Genomic DNA, 18,191 nt, shown 5'->3' with positions numbered 1-18,191 from the left:
TAATTAGCGCCGAGGACATAAGAATGCCTTATTTATTAGCAATTGTACTATCAATTTTCACTTTAACAGGGTGTCAATCTGCTTATTACTCAGCAATGGAGCAGGTTGGGTATCATAAACGAGATATTATGGTCGACCGCGTCGAAGATGCCAAAGAATCTCAACAAGATGCACAAGAAGAATTCACCAGTGCACTTGAAGCCTTGTCTGCGATCACCAACTTTGATGGTGGTGAGCTAGAAAATGTCTACAACAACATCAATGACAAATACGAAGATAGCGAAAAAGCGGCTCAAGACGTACGTGACCGTATTGCTGCGATTGAAGACGTATCCGGCGCACTGTTTGATGAGTGGCAAGATGAGCTAGAGCTGTACTCGAGTGCGAAACTGCGTCGTTCAAGCGAGCAAAAACTACGTGAAACCAAAGCCTCGTACAAAACCATGCTTAGCGCTATGAAGCGTGCAGAGAAAAAGATGACACCGGTACTGGATACGCTACGTGACAACACGTTGTACTTAAAACACAACCTTAACGCCAGTGCGATTGGTTCTTTGCAAGGTGAGTTCTCTAGCTTAGAGAAAGACATTCAGTTTGCGATCAAACAAATGAACGAAGCGATTGCAGAGTCCGATAAATTCCTACAAAAGCTCAATCAAAAGTAAATGATTTAGACCTCCTCCTAGTGAGGAGGTTTTAGTCGGCGACCTCACCGAGTAAACCGATGACTCTTCGAACAAAGCCTACCCTCTCTGGTACAGTTCCCCATGGCACTTCTACCACTTCATAACCCAACTCAGTATAGACACTCACTAACGACTGATGAATCTCCAATGCTTCTTCAAAGCTGTGCGGACGCACTTCATCTTGTACGTAAATGGATGCTTCAGGTCGACAAGTAAACACCTGACTATGGTACCCAGCGCTTTCGGTTAAGAAAGCTTGGTCAACCTTACAGCCGCCCACTTGTAGGTATGCAATGATGTCGGGGATGGCGCGATCAACAAACGCAACATCATGACAACGCGCATCACTCTTTTGTTTGTCCATCAACCCAAGGCATAACTTGGCAAACTCAGGTAAATTCGTCCACGGCAAAACACCATTTTCTAACTGGCTTTGCTGCTCAATCAAGTCGCGAGAACCTTCAGGAAACGTGGCGTAACCACACGCGTCTAGCGCATTCAGCAGTGTTGTTTTTCCCGCACCTGGCCCACCGGTGATAATAATCGGGTTCATATTCAACTCCAGAAAACAAAAAGCCCCGAGCATAACTCGAGGCTTCTTCTTAATTGAATCGCTTAACGAAAATTATTTCGCGCCACGAGAAGCACGCTTACGGTCGCTTTCCGTTAGGAACTTCTTACGGATACGGATGCTTTCAGGCGTTACTTCTACTAGCTCGTCGTCATCGATGAATTCTAGTGCTTGCTCAAGAGTCATCTTGATAGGCGGAGTAAGAACCTGTGCGTCATCGGTACCAGATGCACGAACGTTGGTTAGCTGCTTACCTTTCAGTGCGTTTACCGTTAGGTCGTTGTCACGGCTGTGAATACCGATAACCATACCTTCGTAAACTTCAACACCGTGACCGATAAATAGACGACCACGCTCTTGAAGGTTGAACAGTGCGTTAGTTAGCGCTTTACCCATCGCGTTCGCGATTAGTACACCGTTTACACGTTGACCGATGTTACCGCCTTTGTGAGGGCCGTAGTGATCAAACGTATGGTAAAGAAGACCTGAACCTGAAGTCAGTGTCATGAATTCCGTTTGGAAACCGATCAGACCACGTGATGGCATAACGAAGTCCATACGCACACGACCTTTACCGTCTGGAGACATGTCTTTCAGCTCACCTTTACGTAGGCCGATGTTCTCCATGATGCCGCCTTGGTGCTCTTCCATTACGTCGATCGTTACAGTCTCGAACGGTTCCATCAACTGACCATCTTCTTCTTTGATGATTACTTCTGGACGAGATACTGCTAGCTCAAAGCCTTCACGACGCATGTTTTCGATCAGGATAGAAAGGTGAAGTTCACCACGACCTGATACGCGGAATTTATCTGGATCGTCTGTTTGCTCAACGCGTAGCGCAACGTTGTGTACCAATTCCTTCTCAAGACGCTCAAGGATGTTACGTGACGTTACGAACTTACCTTCTTTACCCGCGAATGGAGACGTGTTTACTTGGAACGTCATTGTTACTGTTGGTTCATCAACAGACAATGGTGGTAATGCTTCTACTGCGTTTTGTGCACAGATAGTGTCAGAAATTTTCAGCTCGCCAAGACCAGTGATTGCGATGATATCACCCGCGTTAGCTTGTTCCACTTCGTGACGCTCTAGGCCAAGGTAGCCCATTACTGTACCCACTTTACCGTTGCGAGTTTTACCGTCAGCACCAATAATGGTTACCTGCTGGTTTGGTTTAACGCTACCACGAGTTACGCGAGCCACGCCGATAACACCAACGTAAGAGCTGTAGTCTAGCTGAGAAACTTGCATCTGTAGTGGACCATCAAGGTCAACATTTGGCGCGTCAACAACATCAACGATAGTTTGGAATAGTGGTTCCATGTTCTCGCCAGTTTCGCCTTCTTCTAGAGAAGCCCAGCCGTTAAGTGCTGATGCGTAAACTACTTTAAAGTCTAGCTGGTCATCAGTTGCACCTAGGTTGTCGAACAGGTCGAACACTTGGTCCATAACCCAATCAGGACGTGCACCAGGGCGGTCAATCTTGTTGATTACAACGATTGGTTTTAGACCGTGAGCAAACGCTTTTTGTGTTACGAAACGCGTTTGAGGCATTGGACCATCGACTGCGTCAACGATAAGTAGTACAGAGTCTACCATCGACATGATACGCTCAACTTCACCACCGAAGTCCGCGTGTCCCGGAGTATCTACGATGTTGATACGGTAATCGTTCCAGTCGATTGCTGTGTTTTTAGCAAGAATGGTAATACCGCGCTCTTTCTCGATGTCGTTCGAGTCCATGACTCGCTCTTCAGCTTCACCGCGAGACTCAAGCGTGCCTGATTGTTGTAGCAGCTTGTCAACCAACGTGGTTTTACCGTGGTCAACGTGCGCGATGATCGCGATATTTCTTAATTTATCAATCTGTGGAGTAGCCATGGATATTGATTCACTTAGATAGATGAAATGCCCCCACGCTGAGAACGGGTGCTCTCTGGCGACATTTGCTGATTAAAAAAACGGCCATAATGTACCAGATTTTAGCAAAAAGCCTAGAAATATGTGATCTACTCCCGAGCATTTCTGCGATTTTTACGCTTAATGCCCATTTTCTTCCTCAGAACGAATTGATTAAACGCAACTTTATTCTAATCGATGCATAATTCAAATTGACTCTTGCTCAAAAACTGGGCTGAATACGCAATGTACCTGTCACATTATGGTGCAACAATGATTTTTGGCACCATAATAGTGCAAGCAAAGATCATTTTGGTGCAAGCAAGTGCACCAAACTAGCATTCAAAAACACAATTGCTTGAAATTAATGGAATATTTTTTTTGGCACGGTTTTGGCTTTAGTTAAAACAGCATCGATTAATGAAAAGTCAAATTGATTAATCAATGCCAGGTTTCATGAATAATTCATAAATCGAGCTTTTACCGCTTATTAACACTGGAGGTTATCCAAGATGTCAGTAGAAAACGTTCTATCGCTGATCCAAGAAAACGAAGTTAAGTTTGTTGACCTACGCTTCACTGATACAAAAGGTAAAGAGCAGCACATTTCGATCCCTGCTCACCAAATCGACGCAGACTTCTTCGAAGAAGGTAAAATGTTCGATGGTTCATCAGTTGCTGGCTGGAAAGGTATCAACGAATCAGACATGGTAATGATGCCTGACGCATCTTCTGCTGTGCTTGACCCATTCACGGAAGACGCAACACTAAATATCCGTTGTGACATCTTAGAGCCTGCAACAATGCAAGGCTATGACCGTGACCCACGCTCTATCGCAAAACGCGCTGAAGACTTCATGCGTTCTACAGGTGTTGCAGATACTGTACTTATCGGTCCTGAGCCAGAATTTTTCCTATTTGATGACGTGAAGTTCTCGACGGACATGTCAGGCTCTTTCTTCAAGATCGACGACGTAGAAGCGGCATGGAACACAGGTTCTGACTACGAAGAAGGTAACAAAGGTCACCGTCCAGGCGTTAAAGGTGGTTACTTCCCAGTAGCTCCAGTAGATTCATCTCAAGACATCCGTTCTGCTATGTGTCTAGTAATGGAAGAAATGGGTCTTGTTGTTGAAGCGCACCACCACGAAGTGGCAACGGCGGGTCAAAACGAAATCGCAACTCGTTTCAACACGCTAACAACCAAAGCTGACGAAATCCAAATCTACAAGTACGTTGTACACAACGTTGCTCACGCGTTTGGTAAAACAGCGACGTTTATGCCTAAACCACTTGTTGGCGACAACGGCAGCGGTATGCACGTTCACCAGTCTCTAGCAAAAGATGGCGTAAACCTATTTGCTGGTGACAAGTACGGCGGTCTATCTGAAATGGCGCTTTACTACATCGGTGGTATCATCAAACACGCTCGTGCAATCAACGCATTCGCTAACCCATCAACAAACTCGTACAAACGTCTTGTACCAGGCTTCGAAGCACCAGTAATGCTAGCTTACTCAGCGCGTAACCGCTCTGCTTCAATCCGTATCCCAGTGGTACCAAGCCCGAAAGCACGTCGTATCGAAGTTCGTTTCGGTGACCCAGCGGCGAACCCATACCTATGTTTCGCAGCAATGCTTATGGCTGGTCTTGACGGTATCAAGAATAAGATCCACCCAGGCGAAGCGATGGATAAAGACCTTTACGATCTTCCAGCTGAAGAAGCAGCAGAAATCCCAACTGTTGCATACTCACTAAAAGACGCGCTAGCAGAGCTAGATGCTGATCGTGAGTTCTTAACAGCGGGCGGCGTATTCTCTGACGACTTCATCGATTCATACATCGACCTTAAGTCTCAGGACGTAGAGCGTGTAAACATGACAACTCACCCTGTTGAGTTCGAACTTTACTACTCTGTGTAAGGTCGACACTGTGTAAAATGTAAACACAGCAATAAAATATTAGGCTCGCCTCGCAGGCGGGCCTTTTTTGTATTCGCCACTCAAGCTTCGACGTTTAACATGAGGGGATAATAAAAATACGCTTAGAATTTTTCCTTACAGGTCAAAGAGCTAAGCCATTGAAACGTGAAATCATCGAACAAGAGAAGGTGAGCAATGAAAGTTCAGCTTATTCCATCACTGTGTGCACTCAGCGGATTGTTAATCGCCTCTATCGCCTTCGCGCAGGTCGCGTATACGTGGGTAGATGAAAATGGCGTGGTTCACTTTAGTGATACGCCAAACAAAGGAGCAAAAGCGATCGCACTGCCAAACCTTGAAGCCAGCGCACCAGCTCCTGAGGTAGAAAGTACTGAATCGCTCGCACCTCAGACTACGCCATCTACTGCATCACAAAACAAGCCAGAGAAAACAACCGAGAAGCCTCTTCCATTAGAACTTTCAATGCAGACCCCCAAGCACAACGAGACCATCCGCAGCAATCGAGGCATCATCAATATTCAATTAGAAACCAATCGCAAGCTCGGTATCGGTGAGCAATTGCAATTGTTACTCGATGGAAAACCTTATGGTGCACCACAAAACCATATAGTGTGGCAGTTAAACAATATTGACCGAGGCACTCACACACTTGCTGTGCACGCGAAAAGAAGCGGCAAGCTTATTGCATCTACTAGCCCTATAACGGTGCATTTACATAGAGCAAGTGTTAAGCCGACCGTAAAAGGGGCAAAATAGAATATCTGGTGAAAAAAAATCACATCACAGCGATGCTTTTCACTTTTTCTTCTAAGATTTATTCGCCATACTTAACGTTCAATTGCACCATTATTGTGCATCGCACAATCTTAAAGCAAAACAAGGACGTAATGTGGATACCAGTCTTCCTAGTGCCATTCTCAACAATATGGTGACAGCAACGCTGATTCTTGATGATGGATTGGCCATCCGTTATGCCAATCCGGCTGCCGAATTGCTGTTTTCTCAAAGCGCCAAACGAATTATTGAACAATCACTTTCTCAATTGATTCAGCATGCGTCGCTGGATCTCGCGCTGCTCACTCAACCGTTGCAAAGTGGCCAAAGCATCACCGACAGTGACGTCACTTTCGTTGTTGATGGCCGCCCTTTAATGCTAGAGGTGACGGTTAGCCCTATCACTTGGCAAAAGCAGTTGATGCTTCTGGTCGAGATGCGCAAAATTGATCAGCAGCGCCGACTCTCTCAAGAACTGAACCAACACGCCCAACAACAAGCAGCGAAGCTGTTAGTCCGAGGGCTTGCACATGAGATTAAAAATCCGCTTGGCGGCTTACGCGGTGCGGCGCAATTGCTAGAAAAAATGCTGCCAGAGCCCTCTCTCACCGAATATACACACATCATCATTGAGCAAGCAGACCGTTTAAGGGCGCTCGTGGATCGATTACTAGGACCGCAAAAGCCAGGTAAGAAGACACAAGAGAATCTGCACCAAATTCTTGAAAAGGTTCGCCAACTGGTTGAATTAGAGTCACAACGCTCAATCATCATTGAACGAGATTATGACCCAAGCTTGCCAGAGATTTTGATGGATACAGACCAAATCGAGCAGGCAATGCTTAATATCGTCAGCAACGCCGCACAAATTCTTAGCCATCAAGAGCACGGGAAAATAACCATTCGCACCAGAACGGTGCATCAAGCCAATATTCACGGCAAACGCTGTAAACTCGCTGCTCGTGTCGAAATCACAGACAACGGCCCAGGTATTCCACCGGAACTACAAGACACGCTGTTCTATCCCATGGTCAGTGGCCGCGAGGGAGGAACTGGATTAGGGCTATCTATTTCGCAAAATTTGATCGACCAGCACAATGGAAAAATAGACGTAGAAAGCTGGCCTGGTCACACAACATTTACTATTTATCTGCCGATCTGAGTGCGCTAATGGACTTCAAGTCGCGTCAGTTTTTCGGTTTGCTGCAAGGATTACTACATGAGTAAAGGATATGTTTGGGTCGTTGATGACGACAGTTCAATTCGCTGGGTAATGGAGAAAACGCTCTCCTCTGCCAACATCAAATGTGAAACCTATGCCGATGGAGAAAGCGTGTTAATGGCGCTCGAACGCGAAGTGCCGGATGTTCTAGTATCAGACATTCGCATGCCAGGTATTGATGGGTTGGAGCTACTAAAGCAAGTACAGCGCGATTACCCAGACCTTCCCGTGATTATCATGACCGCGCATTCAGATTTAGATGCGGCAGTGAATGCGTACCAAAAAGGTGCTTTTGAATATTTACCAAAACCTTTTGATATTGATGAAACTTTAACTCTGGTTGAACGAGCCATTGCACACAGCCACGAAAACAAACGCGAGCAGCTCTCTCCAGAAGACATTCCAGCAGAAACGCCTGAAATTATCGGTGAAGCACCAGCGATGCAAGAGGTGTTTCGCGCCATTGGTCGTCTTTCTCGCTCCTCTATTTCAGTCTTGATTAACGGTGAATCGGGCACGGGTAAAGAACTCGTTGCTCATGCACTGCACCGTCACAGTCCACGTGCTAACAAACCTTTCATTGCGCTCAATATGGCGGCGATTCCCAAAGACTTGATTGAATCAGAACTGTTTGGCCACGAAAAAGGCGCGTTTACGGGGGCAAACAATGTTCGTCAAGGACGATTCGAACAAGCCAATGGCGGCACTCTATTTTTAGACGAAATCGGCGACATGCCATTGGACATTCAAACTCGTTTACTACGCGTTCTAGCTGACGGGCAGTTTTATCGAGTGGGCGGTCACTCTCCGATCAGTGTCGATGTACGAATTGTCGCGGCAACACACCAGAACTTAGAAAAGCTGGTGCACGAAGGTGACTTTCGTGAGGACCTATTTCATCGCTTAAACGTGATTCGCGTTCAGATCCCGGCACTGCGTGAGCGTAAGCAAGACATTGAAAAGCTTACACAGCATTTTCTTATCCGTGCGGCTGATGAGCTTGGTGTGGAAACAAAAACTCTCCACCCGTCGACTGTAGAGATTCTTAACCGCCTTGATTGGCCTGGCAACGTGCGTCAATTAGAGAATATTTGCCGTTGGTTAACCGTTATGGCCAGTGGTAGCGAGGTGTTACCAAATGACTTGCCAAGCGAACTACTAGAAGAGAAAAAATCCATTTCAGACTCTGCACATGGTAGTTGGCAAGAACAATTGGCGGATTGGGCACGGCATTCACTCGCAGCAGGAGATAAAGAACTACTTTCTTACGCTTTACCAGAATTTGAACGCATTTTATTAGAAGCAGCCTTAGAGCACACTAAAGGTCATAAGCAAGATGCCGCTAAAGTATTAGGCTGGGGGCGAAATACACTCACCAGAAAATTAAAAGAATTGTACTGACAATCACTTACGTGGTGCGTTAACAACGAGCGTCGTTTGTCACTCGATATTAATAAAAACATCAGTACAATTGTGGCGCACCACCATCTATGTGATTAGGCGATGTCTACTGCTACGACTCAAATTACACTGCGTACTGCTGTTCTGATTCCATTTGTCATGATCTTCTTACTGGCGATCGGTGTCATTGTCTACGTCCAAAAACAAAGTTACGAAGAAGTGGTCACGGATATCAGTGACAAGCAACTTTCCGTGTTAACCGAAAGTGTCCACGACCACCTCAATAGCTATCTACGTAAGCCTTTTACTGCGGTTATGGCTCTCGCGCACAACGTCAGCTATCACAACCTTTATCGCCCTCACGATACCTCAGACATTCAAAACTACCTGCTAAGTGCATTCAAAAATCTTTACCAATCGATACCGCAGTTGGATGTAATCGCATTTGGTTCAGAAAACGGCGACTTTGCAGGCTTTCGCCGCGAACTTTCCGACGATTACACCTTAATGGTGCAAGATCGCCACACCGATGGTGATCTGGTTATTTATGGAACCAACCATGTGAGTAACAACATTCGAACGGTTATCTCCCAATACGATCCTCGCACTCGCCCATGGTATAAGCCCGTTGCAGAGAGCCAAAACGCCACTTGGTCTGAAATTTATACCAATGCTGATGAACGCCAGGATATTACGCTATCAGCCATGACGCCGGTGTACAAACACGACCAATTTGCTGGTGTTTTGGTGACAGACATTCGTATCAATACATTCAACGAATTCCTGCGCGAGTTAAAATACAACACTAAAGCGTCGGTCTACATCATGGACCCAGATCATCGTTTAATCGCTCACTCAGGCCCGGGAAGCGTCATCTCATGGGGCACAAAATTTTCGGATAAAGGGCAGCGTTTGCTTGCCGCTGAAAACGCAGACCCGATCATCAAAATCAGTGCGAGCCGAGTCCGGTCTTTCGATCTCAACAACACCAAGCAACCTTATACTTTTTCATTTGAACATGATGGCCAACGTATTTTCAGTCGGCTAACCCCGTATCGAGACCAAGACGGCTTAACATGGTTTATCGGCACCTCCATTTCGGAGTCTGAGCTTCTCGGCCTGTTACCAAAAAGCCAGCAAGAGAGCTGGCTCGTTGGCATTATTGTAAGCCTATTTGGTATCGCCATCAGTTGGATCATTTTCAACCGAGTTACCAGACCAATTAACGCGACGGCCGCCGCCGCTCAGCACCTGGCAAATGGGGATTGGGATAGCGGCATGCCAAAGCCTGGTTATGTGTATGAGACAACCGTACTGGTCCATGCTTTTAATGAAATGGCGAACAATCTAAGAGCTTCATTCAAAGCATTGCGTGAACAGTTGGTTTATGACTCTCTGACACGCTTATATAGTCGTCAGGGTTTGGTCGAAATCTGTGAAAATCAGTCTCATCTTTGTCACGGCAGTTTATTTTTACTTGGCATCAACAAATTTAGAGATATCAACGACAGTGTGGGTCATCACAACGGCGACCAGTTGTTGGTCAGCATCGCTAAAAGGTTAAAACAGCAGTTTCGTGACAACGCATTATTGGCTCGGATTGGTGGTGACGAATTCGCGGTGTTTCTCTCAAATGTCGACACGGAAACCAAAATTAAACAAACCGAGCGTCGATTACAGCAACTCTTTTCCACCCCATTTATGGTGGAAGGCGAGAATGTAGTGATGAAGATTTCACTTGGTATTGTACAAACCCAGCCAAACGAAACCATGCCTTTATGGTTACGCAACGCCAGCATCGCATTAAGTTACGCCAAACAAGACTCACTGACTGGTGTTTGTCACTACAGCCCAGAACTAGCGAGCGCTTCAAAGTTTCGTACACAAATGCTGACCAAGATCCAAACTGGCATTGAAAACCGAGAGTTTATTCCTCATTACCAACCGATTGTGGATCTCGTCAGTGGCACAGTGTGTGGCGCCGAAGCACTTGCGCGTTGGCATAGCGACTCAGGTATGGTGTCACCATTAGATTTTATCCCAATCGCGGAAGAAAGCGGCATGATCAAAGCCATCGGCCAACAGATTCTGTTACAAGCTTGTCGCGACACTTACCAAGCGATCGAAAGCAAACAGTGGCCGTCGGACTTCCAACTGCATGTGAATATCTCCGTTAATCAACTATCTTGCCCAAGTTTTGTTGATACGGTGACAAGCGTATTGGATATCACGAAATTACCAGCAAGTAACCTCACACTAGAGATCACAGAATCACGTATCATTGATAGCGCACCGACCACACTAGAAAATATGACTAAACTGCGTGAAATGGGTATTGGTATCGCGATAGATGACTTTGGCACCGGCTACTCATCACTGGGTTACCTCCACTCTCTGCCGTTTACCTGCTTGAAGATTGATCGCACCTTCATCAATCAACTCACACAAGAAAACTTAAACAGTTCAGTCGTCGCTGCCGTCATCAATATCACAGCAGGTCTCAAAACTAATGTCGTCGCGGAAGGTGTCGAGGATAGCAATCAAGCACAATTACTGCGCTCTTTAGGCTGTAATCAGGTGCAAGGCTTCTACTACAGCCGCCCTATGCCACTAGAAGAATGGCCAACACATTTGGTGAACATGAAGTAGAAAAGAGCGAGAATCGTTGATTTCCTAGTCATCCTCTACTGACAATCTACCCAACTGTTATTTATACTTAACTGCAAATCTTACCCATGTATTGTCACAGATGATGTTTGGGCCCTGTTCCAGTTCATAACTATCCGGATCGACAAAATGATAACGAAGAACCTTCCTCTTACTGATTTGCACCGTCACCTCGACGGTAACATTCGTACTAAAACGATTCTTGAGCTAGGCCAAAAGTTTGGCATTGCCCTACCAGCGTACGATATTGAGTCTCTCACTCCTCACGTTCAAATTGTCGAAGCGGAACCCTCTCTTGTTGCTTTCCTTTCTAAGCTCGACTGGGGTGTTGCTGTACTGGGCGATCTAGATGCGTGTCGTCGTGTCGCGTACGAAAACGTAGAAGACGCGCTAAACGCACAAATCGATTACGCAGAGCTGCGTTTCTCTCCTTACTACATGGCGATGAAACACAAACTACCAGTAGCGGGGGTTGTTGAAGCCGTCGTGGACGGTGTGCAAGCGGGTATGCGCGATTTTGGCGTGAAAGCCAACCTGATCGGTATCATGAGTCGTACATTTGGTACTGACGCATGTCAACAAGAACTGGACGGCATTCTGAGCCAGAAAGATCACATCGTTGCCGTCGACCTTGCGGGTGACGAGCTAGGCCAACCGGGTGATCGCTTTGTGTCTCACTTCAAGCAAGTACGCGATGCTGGCCTTGGGGTAACGGTCCATGCTGGTGAAGCAGCAGGTGCAGAGAGCATGTGGCAAGCAATCAATGAGCTAGGCGCAACTCGTATCGGTCACGGCGTAAAAGCGATTCACGATCCAAAACTGATGGATTACCTAGCAGAAAACCGCATTGGTATTGAATCTTGCCTGACGTCAAACTACCAAACAAGTACGGTAGAAACGCTAGAAAACCACCCTCTCAAGCAGTTCCTAGAGCATGGCGTTCTTGCGTGTCTTAACACTGACGATCCAGCGGTTGAAGGTATCGAACTGCCATACGAATACGAAGTAGCGGCACCAGCCGCTGGTCTGAGCCAAGACCAGATTCGCCAAGCGCAAATCAATGGCCTTGAGATTGCGTTCCTTTCAGAAGCAGAAAAAGCGGAACTGAAAGAAAAAGTAAAAGATCGCGCTTAAATCCAGCGAAAACATAAAAAAATGCCAGCATCTGCTGGCATTTTTTATATCTTGAATCTGTATCTCGGATTAAATAACACGAGAGAATTGTTGCTGACGCGCCTTCGCTCGCAGGTACTTATCGAAGCTCATACAAATATTACGGATCAGCAAACGACCTCGCAGCGTCACACGAATTTCATTGTCATCCACTTCCACCAGCTCATCGTTGATGAAGGTCTGAAGTAGCTGTAAGTCTTCTTTAAAGTACTGATCAAACTTCACTTTAAACTCAGACTCAATGGCTTTCTTGTCTAACTTGAAGTTACAAATCAGCTGCTTAATCACTTCACGACGGAGCAAATCATCAGAGTCCAGCGAGACCCCTTTCCATAGAGCGTGACGAAGTTCGTTGACTTGAGCGTAGTATTTCTTCAGCTCTTTCTGGTTTTGCGCGTACGCATCGCCGATCATCGAGATTGCAGAAACACCAAAGCCAACCAAGTCACATTCACCTTGTGTGGTGTAGCCTTGGAAATTGCGATGCAAAATACCTTCGCGCTGGGCAACAGCAAGTTCATCGTCCGGCAAAGCAAAGTGGTCCATACCGATAAATTGGTAGCCAGCACCAGTCAGTGTCGCGATGGTGTCTTGCAGAATCGCCATCTTCTCCTCTGCTTTTGGCAGGTCTTCGTCTTTAATCTTACGCTGCGCTGCAAATAGCTGTGGCATGTGCGCGTAGTTAAACACGGATAGACGGCCCGGCTGCATCTCTAGCACTTGTTCTAGAGTCTTGGCAAAAGATTCTTTGGTCTGCTTCGGTAAACCGTAAATCAAATCTAGGTTCGTCGAACGAAAGCCTAACTCTTTTGCGCGCGCAACCATCGCAACGATGAACTCTTCATCTTGCTCACGATTCACCAGTTTTTGCACTTCTTTGTTGAAGTCCTGCACACCGATGCTCAAGCGATTGAAGCCTTCACTACGCAGATGATCCAGCATGGTCAGCTCGATTTCACGCGGGTCAACCTCGATACTGATTTCAGCATCGCTACTAAAAGTAAACTCTTGGCGTAGCAGGCTCATTACACGCGTGATTTGCTTTTCAGAGAGAAACGTCGGTGTACCACCACCAAAATGCAATTGCGTCACGGTGCGACCAACAAGTAATGCAGCACGTTGACGAATTTCGTGTTCAAGCACGTCGAGGTATTCATCCGCTTTGTGCGAGTGGCGCGTAATGACTTTATTACATCCACAGTAGTAACAAAGCTTGTGACAGAACGGAATGTGTACGTACAGCGATAATGGGCGTTCTGGGTATTGAGTGCATGCCATATCATAATCAGAAATGGTGAACGCTTCATGAAACTCCAGCGCCGTTGGGTACGACGTATAACGAGGCCCGGAATAGTTGTACTTATCCAATACCGCTTGATCCCAGACGATTTGCTGTTTCGATTCAGTGTGTTGATTCGACATGGTGGTACTTTCCGTTAAATGCTAGGGCAACGAAAGCCGTCACCCGATATTCAGAGCCGCTATTTTGCCATACGACGATGACAAGCGTGGCAACGCCGACTGGCTTTTTAAGTATAAAACTAAAGAAGTGCTAGCGTGATCACGATACCCCCATTAGTCATAAGGAGACTATTGGGGGTCGCGCTTAAATCATCTGAATATTGATTTGATTATTCAGTGGCTGGACGTTTTTCTGCAACACTTTGAGCTCCTCAATAATCGCATCAGTGAGGCGGCTTTCCGCTTTATGACGCGTCAAGTTCTGTTGCATACGCTCTTTCTTGGCAAGTTGTTGGCGTTCTTCGCCACGCGCCATATCTTTCACTATGTGGTAAAGCTCAGAAATCGCAGGGTACGTTTTATCGAAATCAACGCGGTCTTCACCTTGTACATAATCCATGATGTTATACACACGGATACTGATTTCAGATAAATCGCACTGCCCTTGAATGCCCGCCTGACACAAGGTATGCACATTCTCAAAAATGTTGGCGTTACGTTTGTCTATCGCCAATTTTTGATGCTTCAGCTGCAATTCCTTTTGCTTTTTCAATTGAAGCAGAAGGTAACCTGCATAAGAAGCGAGTGCGATGATAATCACAACACCAGCAATAGCTAATAAGGTTACATTCATAGCTTAATTATCCTTTATAGTCGTCGAAATTAATGTCGTCGAAATCTGCCAGCAAGTCATCATCGTTGCGCGTGCTTTTCTCAGCAGGTGCAGTGAAGTCTTCCTCTTCTTCAGGTTCCAACAAACCTAGTTGGTCCATTAGCTTCTCAATGCGATCGAGTTTCTCATCGACGAATTTCTGTAGACCTGTGCCCAGGTTTTCACCCGCTTCAATACGGTCTAGCAACACGTTCAATTGCGCGTCATTTTCTAGCATCTCTAGTTCTTGCTCTGCCGACAAACGACGCTCTTGCTTCGTCATTTTCTTCGCAGGTTCAACAATCAGAGGTATTTTCTTTTTGCTGCCTAAGCGCGGGTCGCGATTTTGTGCAGCAGCTTGCTTTTTCTGCTCGTTAACTTCTGAGTTACGGTTACCCGTTTTCAGACCTTTACGCTTTTTAGCACGCTTGCGTAAGCGGCCTTCCACATCAGATTCTGTACGGTTACGAGTTACAACAAACTCAGGTGCACCAGCGGCACCTGGTTTTCTAGATTTTTTACTACGGCTCATTACTGGGGTTTCCTCAGTAAAATTACATCATTACCAATAAATTCGAGTTCGAGCTTATCCCGCTCTGCTAGGAACTGGAACGTGTCACGACTAAAGAACACTACGTGAGTGAGATCGTTCTTATAATGCCATGATTTGAAAGCCTCCACGTCGATGACCATTTTCGTCATCAGGCCTATCCAGCCCCCTGGCTTAACTAAATTCAACCATTGCTTCCACACCAAATCTGGGTGGTAGAGGTGCTCTATCACCTCTGTTGCTGTCATGAAGTCGTACGTTTTTTCTAAAACCGACGTATCAGGGTGGTAGTAGAGATCGTACAACGCCATGTTGTGCCCCGCCTCTTCCAGCATCAAGGAGAGCGTTGGGCCAGGACCACAACCAAAGTCGATACCATTTGATTGTGGAGAAATTCGCTCTGTGATCGGGTCAGCAATACGCGACAAAAAGCGTCGGTAACCCAAATCATCGGGGTTGTTCTCATGCAAATCATAGTGAGCTTTTTCGCTTTCCGCATCCAAACGTTGGTCTGGATTTACGAATACCAAGCTGCACTGCTCACATTGAAGATATTCACGACGCTTATCTTCAAAATAATGGTGAGTGCGCTGATTTTGGCATAAAGGACAGGTATGCATGCTGACTTCCTCAAACAGGGATGCGAAACATACCAGAAAGTGAACTCGGATTGGAGTGTTGTTGAGTATTTTTTCAGCAATTTTTGTTAAAAAACTTTGTTTACAACCTATAAAGCTAAAGTAAGTGCTGTAATCTCAATTCAAGTTACGACTGAGCAAGTCAACGGATATAAAAAAAGCGACAGTCAGACTGTCGCTTTCTAAGTGCCATCAATTGGCGAAACTGTGTTGCACACATTTGGTGCACCAATGATCCCTTTGTTTTTAGAGCTTTCCCTGCCAAAAAGAGTTGTTTTTCATCTTCCTGATGAGTTTTGGCTATCCGTTTACTTCCTGTCTACTGAGCAACTTCCTGTGCCTGATCCGTTTCACTGTCTTAACCGTCAGACGAGATGACCATCCTTATCTGATAGGCTCCCTACCTATCTAAATCCCTTTCTAAATCACCAAGCATCCGAGCTACATCCTTGGAGACCTAAACCGTGGTCTTCAATCCTTACATTCACCCCCCTGTGAACGACTTCTACTTTACGCCATCCCGTTATGCTCACAAGTAATGGGTTGAAAAAAAATCCGCCTATTTTTCTAAAAAATCAAAATTATCATTTAATCAAAAACTTAAAAACACTAACAAGAAAAAGCCAACATCAAGTATGGCAAATGTCTCACAAACTGCCGAGCCAACTATCGCTTTCGTATCCAAACTCGACTGTGATATCTGTCACGAACAAAAATGCCCTAGTGGATTCACTAGGGCATTTTTGTACAAGTTGCTCGAACGATGTAGGGACATCTACCCAACCAGCTCAAGATGCAGGATCTTGAGCGATTTAGGTATATTAGTGCAGACCGCCAACGTATTTAGACAGCACTTCGATATCTTCGTCTGTCATTTTCTTCGCGATGTCGCGCATCATGGCATTCATATCATTGCCACGGTCGCCATCACGGAATTTTTCTAGCTGAGCTTTGATGTAGTCAGCATGCTGACCAGAAATTTTCGGGAAACCTGAAAGCTCAGTACCATTGCCACGAGGACCATGACATGCAATACATGCGGTTAGGCCACGCTCGGCATCACCAGCGGTATAAAGCGTTTTGCCTTTTGCTACTACATCTTCAGGTGTTGAGTTTTCTGAAACTGGTAGCGAAGCGTAGTAAGCAGATAGGTCTGCGATATCTTCATCGCTCAGTGGCATTGCCATACCACTCATTACAGGATCGTAACGACCTTGTTTACCACCACTTGTCATGCCTAGCTTAAGTTCTTTTAACTGCTTCTCAAGATACTTAGCGTGTTGGCCTGCGAGTTTCGGGTACGTTGTTATTGCACTGTTGCCATCTGCTCCGTGACAGGCGACACAGGTTTGTGATTTTGCTTTACCAGCCTCAATATTACCTTGGGCCCATACTGAGCAACTGGCTAAAAGACTCAAAATTAGCGCTAATTTCTTCATGACATTCCATTATAATTATCAAGCTTCCAGTACCACGGAATGTGAACATACCGCGTACACTCATGGTACAATAGGCGACCTTATGCCGAGCACGGTTATTTTACACATTTTCACAAAAAAGTAATCAATCGACTACACAAAGTCGAGATGGAGTTAACAGTGAGCGTAAAAATTCATTACCAAAATACGCATTTCATCACCAGCGCACCCGATATTCGTCACCTGCCGGAAGACGAAGGTGTCGAAATTGCGTTTGCAGGACGCTCAAACGCTGGTAAATCGAGTGCACTTAACCGTCTAACTAATCAAAAAAGCTTAGCCAAGACATCAAAGACACCTGGTCGTACGCAATTAATCAACCTTTTCAAAGTAGAAGAAGGTTGTCACATTGTCGATCTACCTGGATACGGTTTTGCTCAAGTACCGGTAGAAATGAAAAACAAATGGCAGAAATCTTTGGGTGAATACCTACAGAAACGCGAGTGCCTAAAAGGCTTAGTGGTTCTAATGGACATTCGTCATCCAATGAAAGATCTCGACCAACAAATGATTTTCTGGGCCATCGATAGCCACATTCCTGTGCAAGTTTTGCTAACCAAAGCAGATAAACTAAAAAGTGGTGCACGCAAACAAACTCTACTGAAAGTTCGTAAGCAAGTAGAAACTTTCGGTGGTGACGTTTCTGTTGATGTGTTCTCCTCACTTAAAGGATTAGGTGTCGATCAGCTACGTGCAAAACTGGATACCTGGTTTGCACCAGCACTAGCACACCTGATAGAAGAAGACGAACAAGAGATACCAGCGAGCGATGAAGAATAATTAACAATATTTGTTAAATTTCTTCGACACGGCCCTGCCATTTGGTGGGGCTTTTGTTTATCTGAACTAAATAACAGGCAATAAAAATCCCCGCCTTCCTGGCAGGGATAACGGGAGAGAAAAATTGGTAATTATTGTTATGTGACGAAGCATTGCTGAACTGAGATTCGATTTCAATAGGTTAAAAAGCGCTCTTGTTTCCTGTGTATCACCAAACATTCACTCCAAAAACACCCAATAGCGTTACAATTCAGACAGTTAAGCCAAGCAAATCTTCAAAAAGATGTAACTTA

At 45.6% G+C, this 18,191-nt stretch carries 15 protein-coding genes; 8 read left to right on the top strand and 7 right to left on the bottom strand.

Annotation, left to right across the window (positions count from 1 at the left end):
* Positions 1-23 precede the first annotated feature (23 nt).
* Entirely contained in the window at positions 24-665 is a 642-nt protein-coding gene (locus tag R8O10_RS00435) for a DUF2959 domain-containing protein (protein ID WP_005382972.1), read from the top strand.
* A gap of 31 nt (positions 666-696) precedes the next feature.
* Here R8O10_RS00435 and R8O10_RS00430 read toward each other — a convergent pair whose 3' ends face one another.
* Both R8O10_RS00430 and typA read right to left on the bottom strand, forming a co-directional pair.
* Positions 697-1,239, bottom strand: a complete 543-nt coding sequence (locus R8O10_RS00430; protein ID WP_053349756.1) for an AAA family ATPase — start codon at positions 1,237-1,239, stop codon at positions 697-699.
* A gap of 72 nt (positions 1,240-1,311) precedes the next feature.
* A complete protein-coding gene (gene typA, locus R8O10_RS00425; RefSeq protein WP_005379276.1) occupies positions 1,312-3,141 on the bottom strand; it encodes a translational GTPase TypA in 1,830 nt (609 codons plus the stop codon).
* 530 nt (positions 3,142-3,671) lie between these two features.
* Between typA and glnA the strand changes: the two genes are divergently transcribed.
* The 6 genes from glnA (at position 3,672) to add (ending at position 12,300) form a co-directional block, all read left to right on the top strand.
* Entirely contained in the window at positions 3,672-5,081 is a 1,410-nt protein-coding gene (glnA, locus tag R8O10_RS00420; protein WP_005379275.1) for a glutamate--ammonia ligase, read from the top strand.
* Positions 5,082-5,276: 195 nt separating this feature from the next.
* A complete protein-coding gene (locus tag R8O10_RS00415) occupies positions 5,277-5,858 on the top strand; it encodes a DUF4124 domain-containing protein (RefSeq protein WP_136976535.1) in 582 nt (193 codons plus the stop codon).
* Between the two features lie 133 nt (positions 5,859-5,991).
* Entirely contained in the window at positions 5,992-7,038 is a 1,047-nt protein-coding gene (gene glnL / locus R8O10_RS00410) for a nitrogen regulation protein NR(II) (protein ID WP_017821940.1), read from the top strand.
* A gap of 57 nt (positions 7,039-7,095) precedes the next feature.
* Positions 7,096-8,499, top strand: coding sequence for a nitrogen regulation protein NR(I) (gene glnG / locus R8O10_RS00405; RefSeq protein ID WP_005379267.1), 1,404 nt, complete (start codon positions 7,096-7,098; stop codon positions 8,497-8,499).
* A gap of 102 nt (positions 8,500-8,601) precedes the next feature.
* Complete coding sequence (locus R8O10_RS00400; protein WP_053303413.1) at positions 8,602-11,148, top strand: EAL domain-containing protein; 2,547 nt, start codon at positions 8,602-8,604, stop codon at positions 11,146-11,148.
* A gap of 147 nt (positions 11,149-11,295) precedes the next feature.
* Positions 11,296-12,300: an adenosine deaminase gene (gene add / locus R8O10_RS00395; protein WP_042522594.1), complete on the top strand. Its 1,005-nt coding sequence runs from the start codon at positions 11,296-11,298 to the stop codon at positions 12,298-12,300.
* Positions 12,301-12,369: 69 nt separating this feature from the next.
* Here add and hemN read toward each other — a convergent pair whose 3' ends face one another.
* From hemN to R8O10_RS00370, 5 genes are all read right to left on the bottom strand, one after another.
* Entirely contained in the window at positions 12,370-13,761 is a 1,392-nt protein-coding gene (gene hemN / locus R8O10_RS00390) for an oxygen-independent coproporphyrinogen III oxidase (RefSeq protein ID WP_017635016.1), read from the bottom strand.
* A gap of 184 nt (positions 13,762-13,945) precedes the next feature.
* A complete protein-coding gene (locus R8O10_RS00385) occupies positions 13,946-14,434 on the bottom strand; it encodes a DUF2489 domain-containing protein (RefSeq protein WP_005379254.1) in 489 nt (162 codons plus the stop codon).
* A gap of 7 nt (positions 14,435-14,441) precedes the next feature.
* Complete coding sequence (yihI, locus tag R8O10_RS00380) at positions 14,442-14,984, bottom strand: Der GTPase-activating protein YihI (RefSeq protein ID WP_005379252.1); 543 nt, start codon at positions 14,982-14,984, stop codon at positions 14,442-14,444.
* Positions 14,984-15,622: a class I SAM-dependent methyltransferase gene (locus R8O10_RS00375; RefSeq protein WP_005379250.1), complete on the bottom strand. Its 639-nt coding sequence runs from the start codon at positions 15,620-15,622 to the stop codon at positions 14,984-14,986. Before R8O10_RS00375 ends, yihI begins: the two co-directional genes overlap by 1 nt.
* Before the next feature lie 839 nt (positions 15,623-16,461).
* Positions 16,462-17,079 carry a c-type cytochrome gene (locus tag R8O10_RS00370; RefSeq protein ID WP_005379248.1) on the bottom strand — a complete coding sequence of 206 codons (618 nt, stop codon included), beginning with the start codon at positions 17,077-17,079 and terminating at the stop codon, positions 16,462-16,464.
* Positions 17,080-17,238: 159 nt separating this feature from the next.
* Between R8O10_RS00370 and yihA the strand changes: the two genes are divergently transcribed.
* Positions 17,239-17,898, top strand: coding sequence for a ribosome biogenesis GTP-binding protein YihA/YsxC (gene yihA / locus R8O10_RS00365; RefSeq protein WP_017635019.1), 660 nt, complete (start codon positions 17,239-17,241; stop codon positions 17,896-17,898).
* The last annotated feature ends 293 nt before the right edge of the window (positions 17,899-18,191 follow it).

The sequence above is a fragment of the Vibrio sp. 1727 genome, assembly GCF_033344415.1.
Taxonomy (GTDB): Bacteria; Pseudomonadota; Gammaproteobacteria; order Enterobacterales; family Vibrionaceae; genus Vibrio; species Vibrio alginolyticus.
This window is presented reverse-complemented; position numbering and strand designations above follow the sequence as displayed.

Coding starts and splice junctions, on each gene's coding strand:
- R8O10_RS00430 (WP_053349756.1), bottom strand. CDS start 1,239: ATGAACCCGATTATTATCACCGGTGGGCCAGGTGCGGGAAAAACAACA.
- glnG (WP_005379267.1), top strand. CDS start 7,096: ATGAGTAAAGGATATGTTTGGGTCGTTGATGACGACAGTTCAATTCGC.
- R8O10_RS00385 (WP_005379254.1), bottom strand. CDS start 14,434: ATGAATGTAACCTTATTAGCTATTGCTGGTGTTGTGATTATCATCGCA.
- R8O10_RS00400 (WP_053303413.1), top strand. CDS start 8,602: ATGTCTACTGCTACGACTCAAATTACACTGCGTACTGCTGTTCTGATT.
- R8O10_RS00435 (WP_005382972.1), top strand. CDS start 24: ATGCCTTATTTATTAGCAATTGTACTATCAATTTTCACTTTAACAGGG.
- add (WP_042522594.1), top strand. CDS start 11,296: ATGATAACGAAGAACCTTCCTCTTACTGATTTGCACCGTCACCTCGAC.
- glnA (WP_005379275.1), top strand. CDS start 3,672: ATGTCAGTAGAAAACGTTCTATCGCTGATCCAAGAAAACGAAGTTAAG.
- yihI (WP_005379252.1), bottom strand. CDS start 14,984: ATGAGCCGTAGTAAAAAATCTAGAAAACCAGGTGCCGCTGGTGCACCT.
- typA (WP_005379276.1), bottom strand. CDS start 3,141: ATGGCTACTCCACAGATTGATAAATTAAGAAATATCGCGATCATCGCG.
- R8O10_RS00375 (WP_005379250.1), bottom strand. CDS start 15,622: ATGCATACCTGTCCTTTATGCCAAAATCAGCGCACTCACCATTATTTT.
- R8O10_RS00415 (WP_136976535.1), top strand. CDS start 5,277: ATGAAAGTTCAGCTTATTCCATCACTGTGTGCACTCAGCGGATTGTTA.
- hemN (WP_017635016.1), bottom strand. CDS start 13,761: ATGTCGAATCAACACACTGAATCGAAACAGCAAATCGTCTGGGATCAA.
- R8O10_RS00370 (WP_005379248.1), bottom strand. CDS start 17,079: ATGAAGAAATTAGCGCTAATTTTGAGTCTTTTAGCCAGTTGCTCAGTA.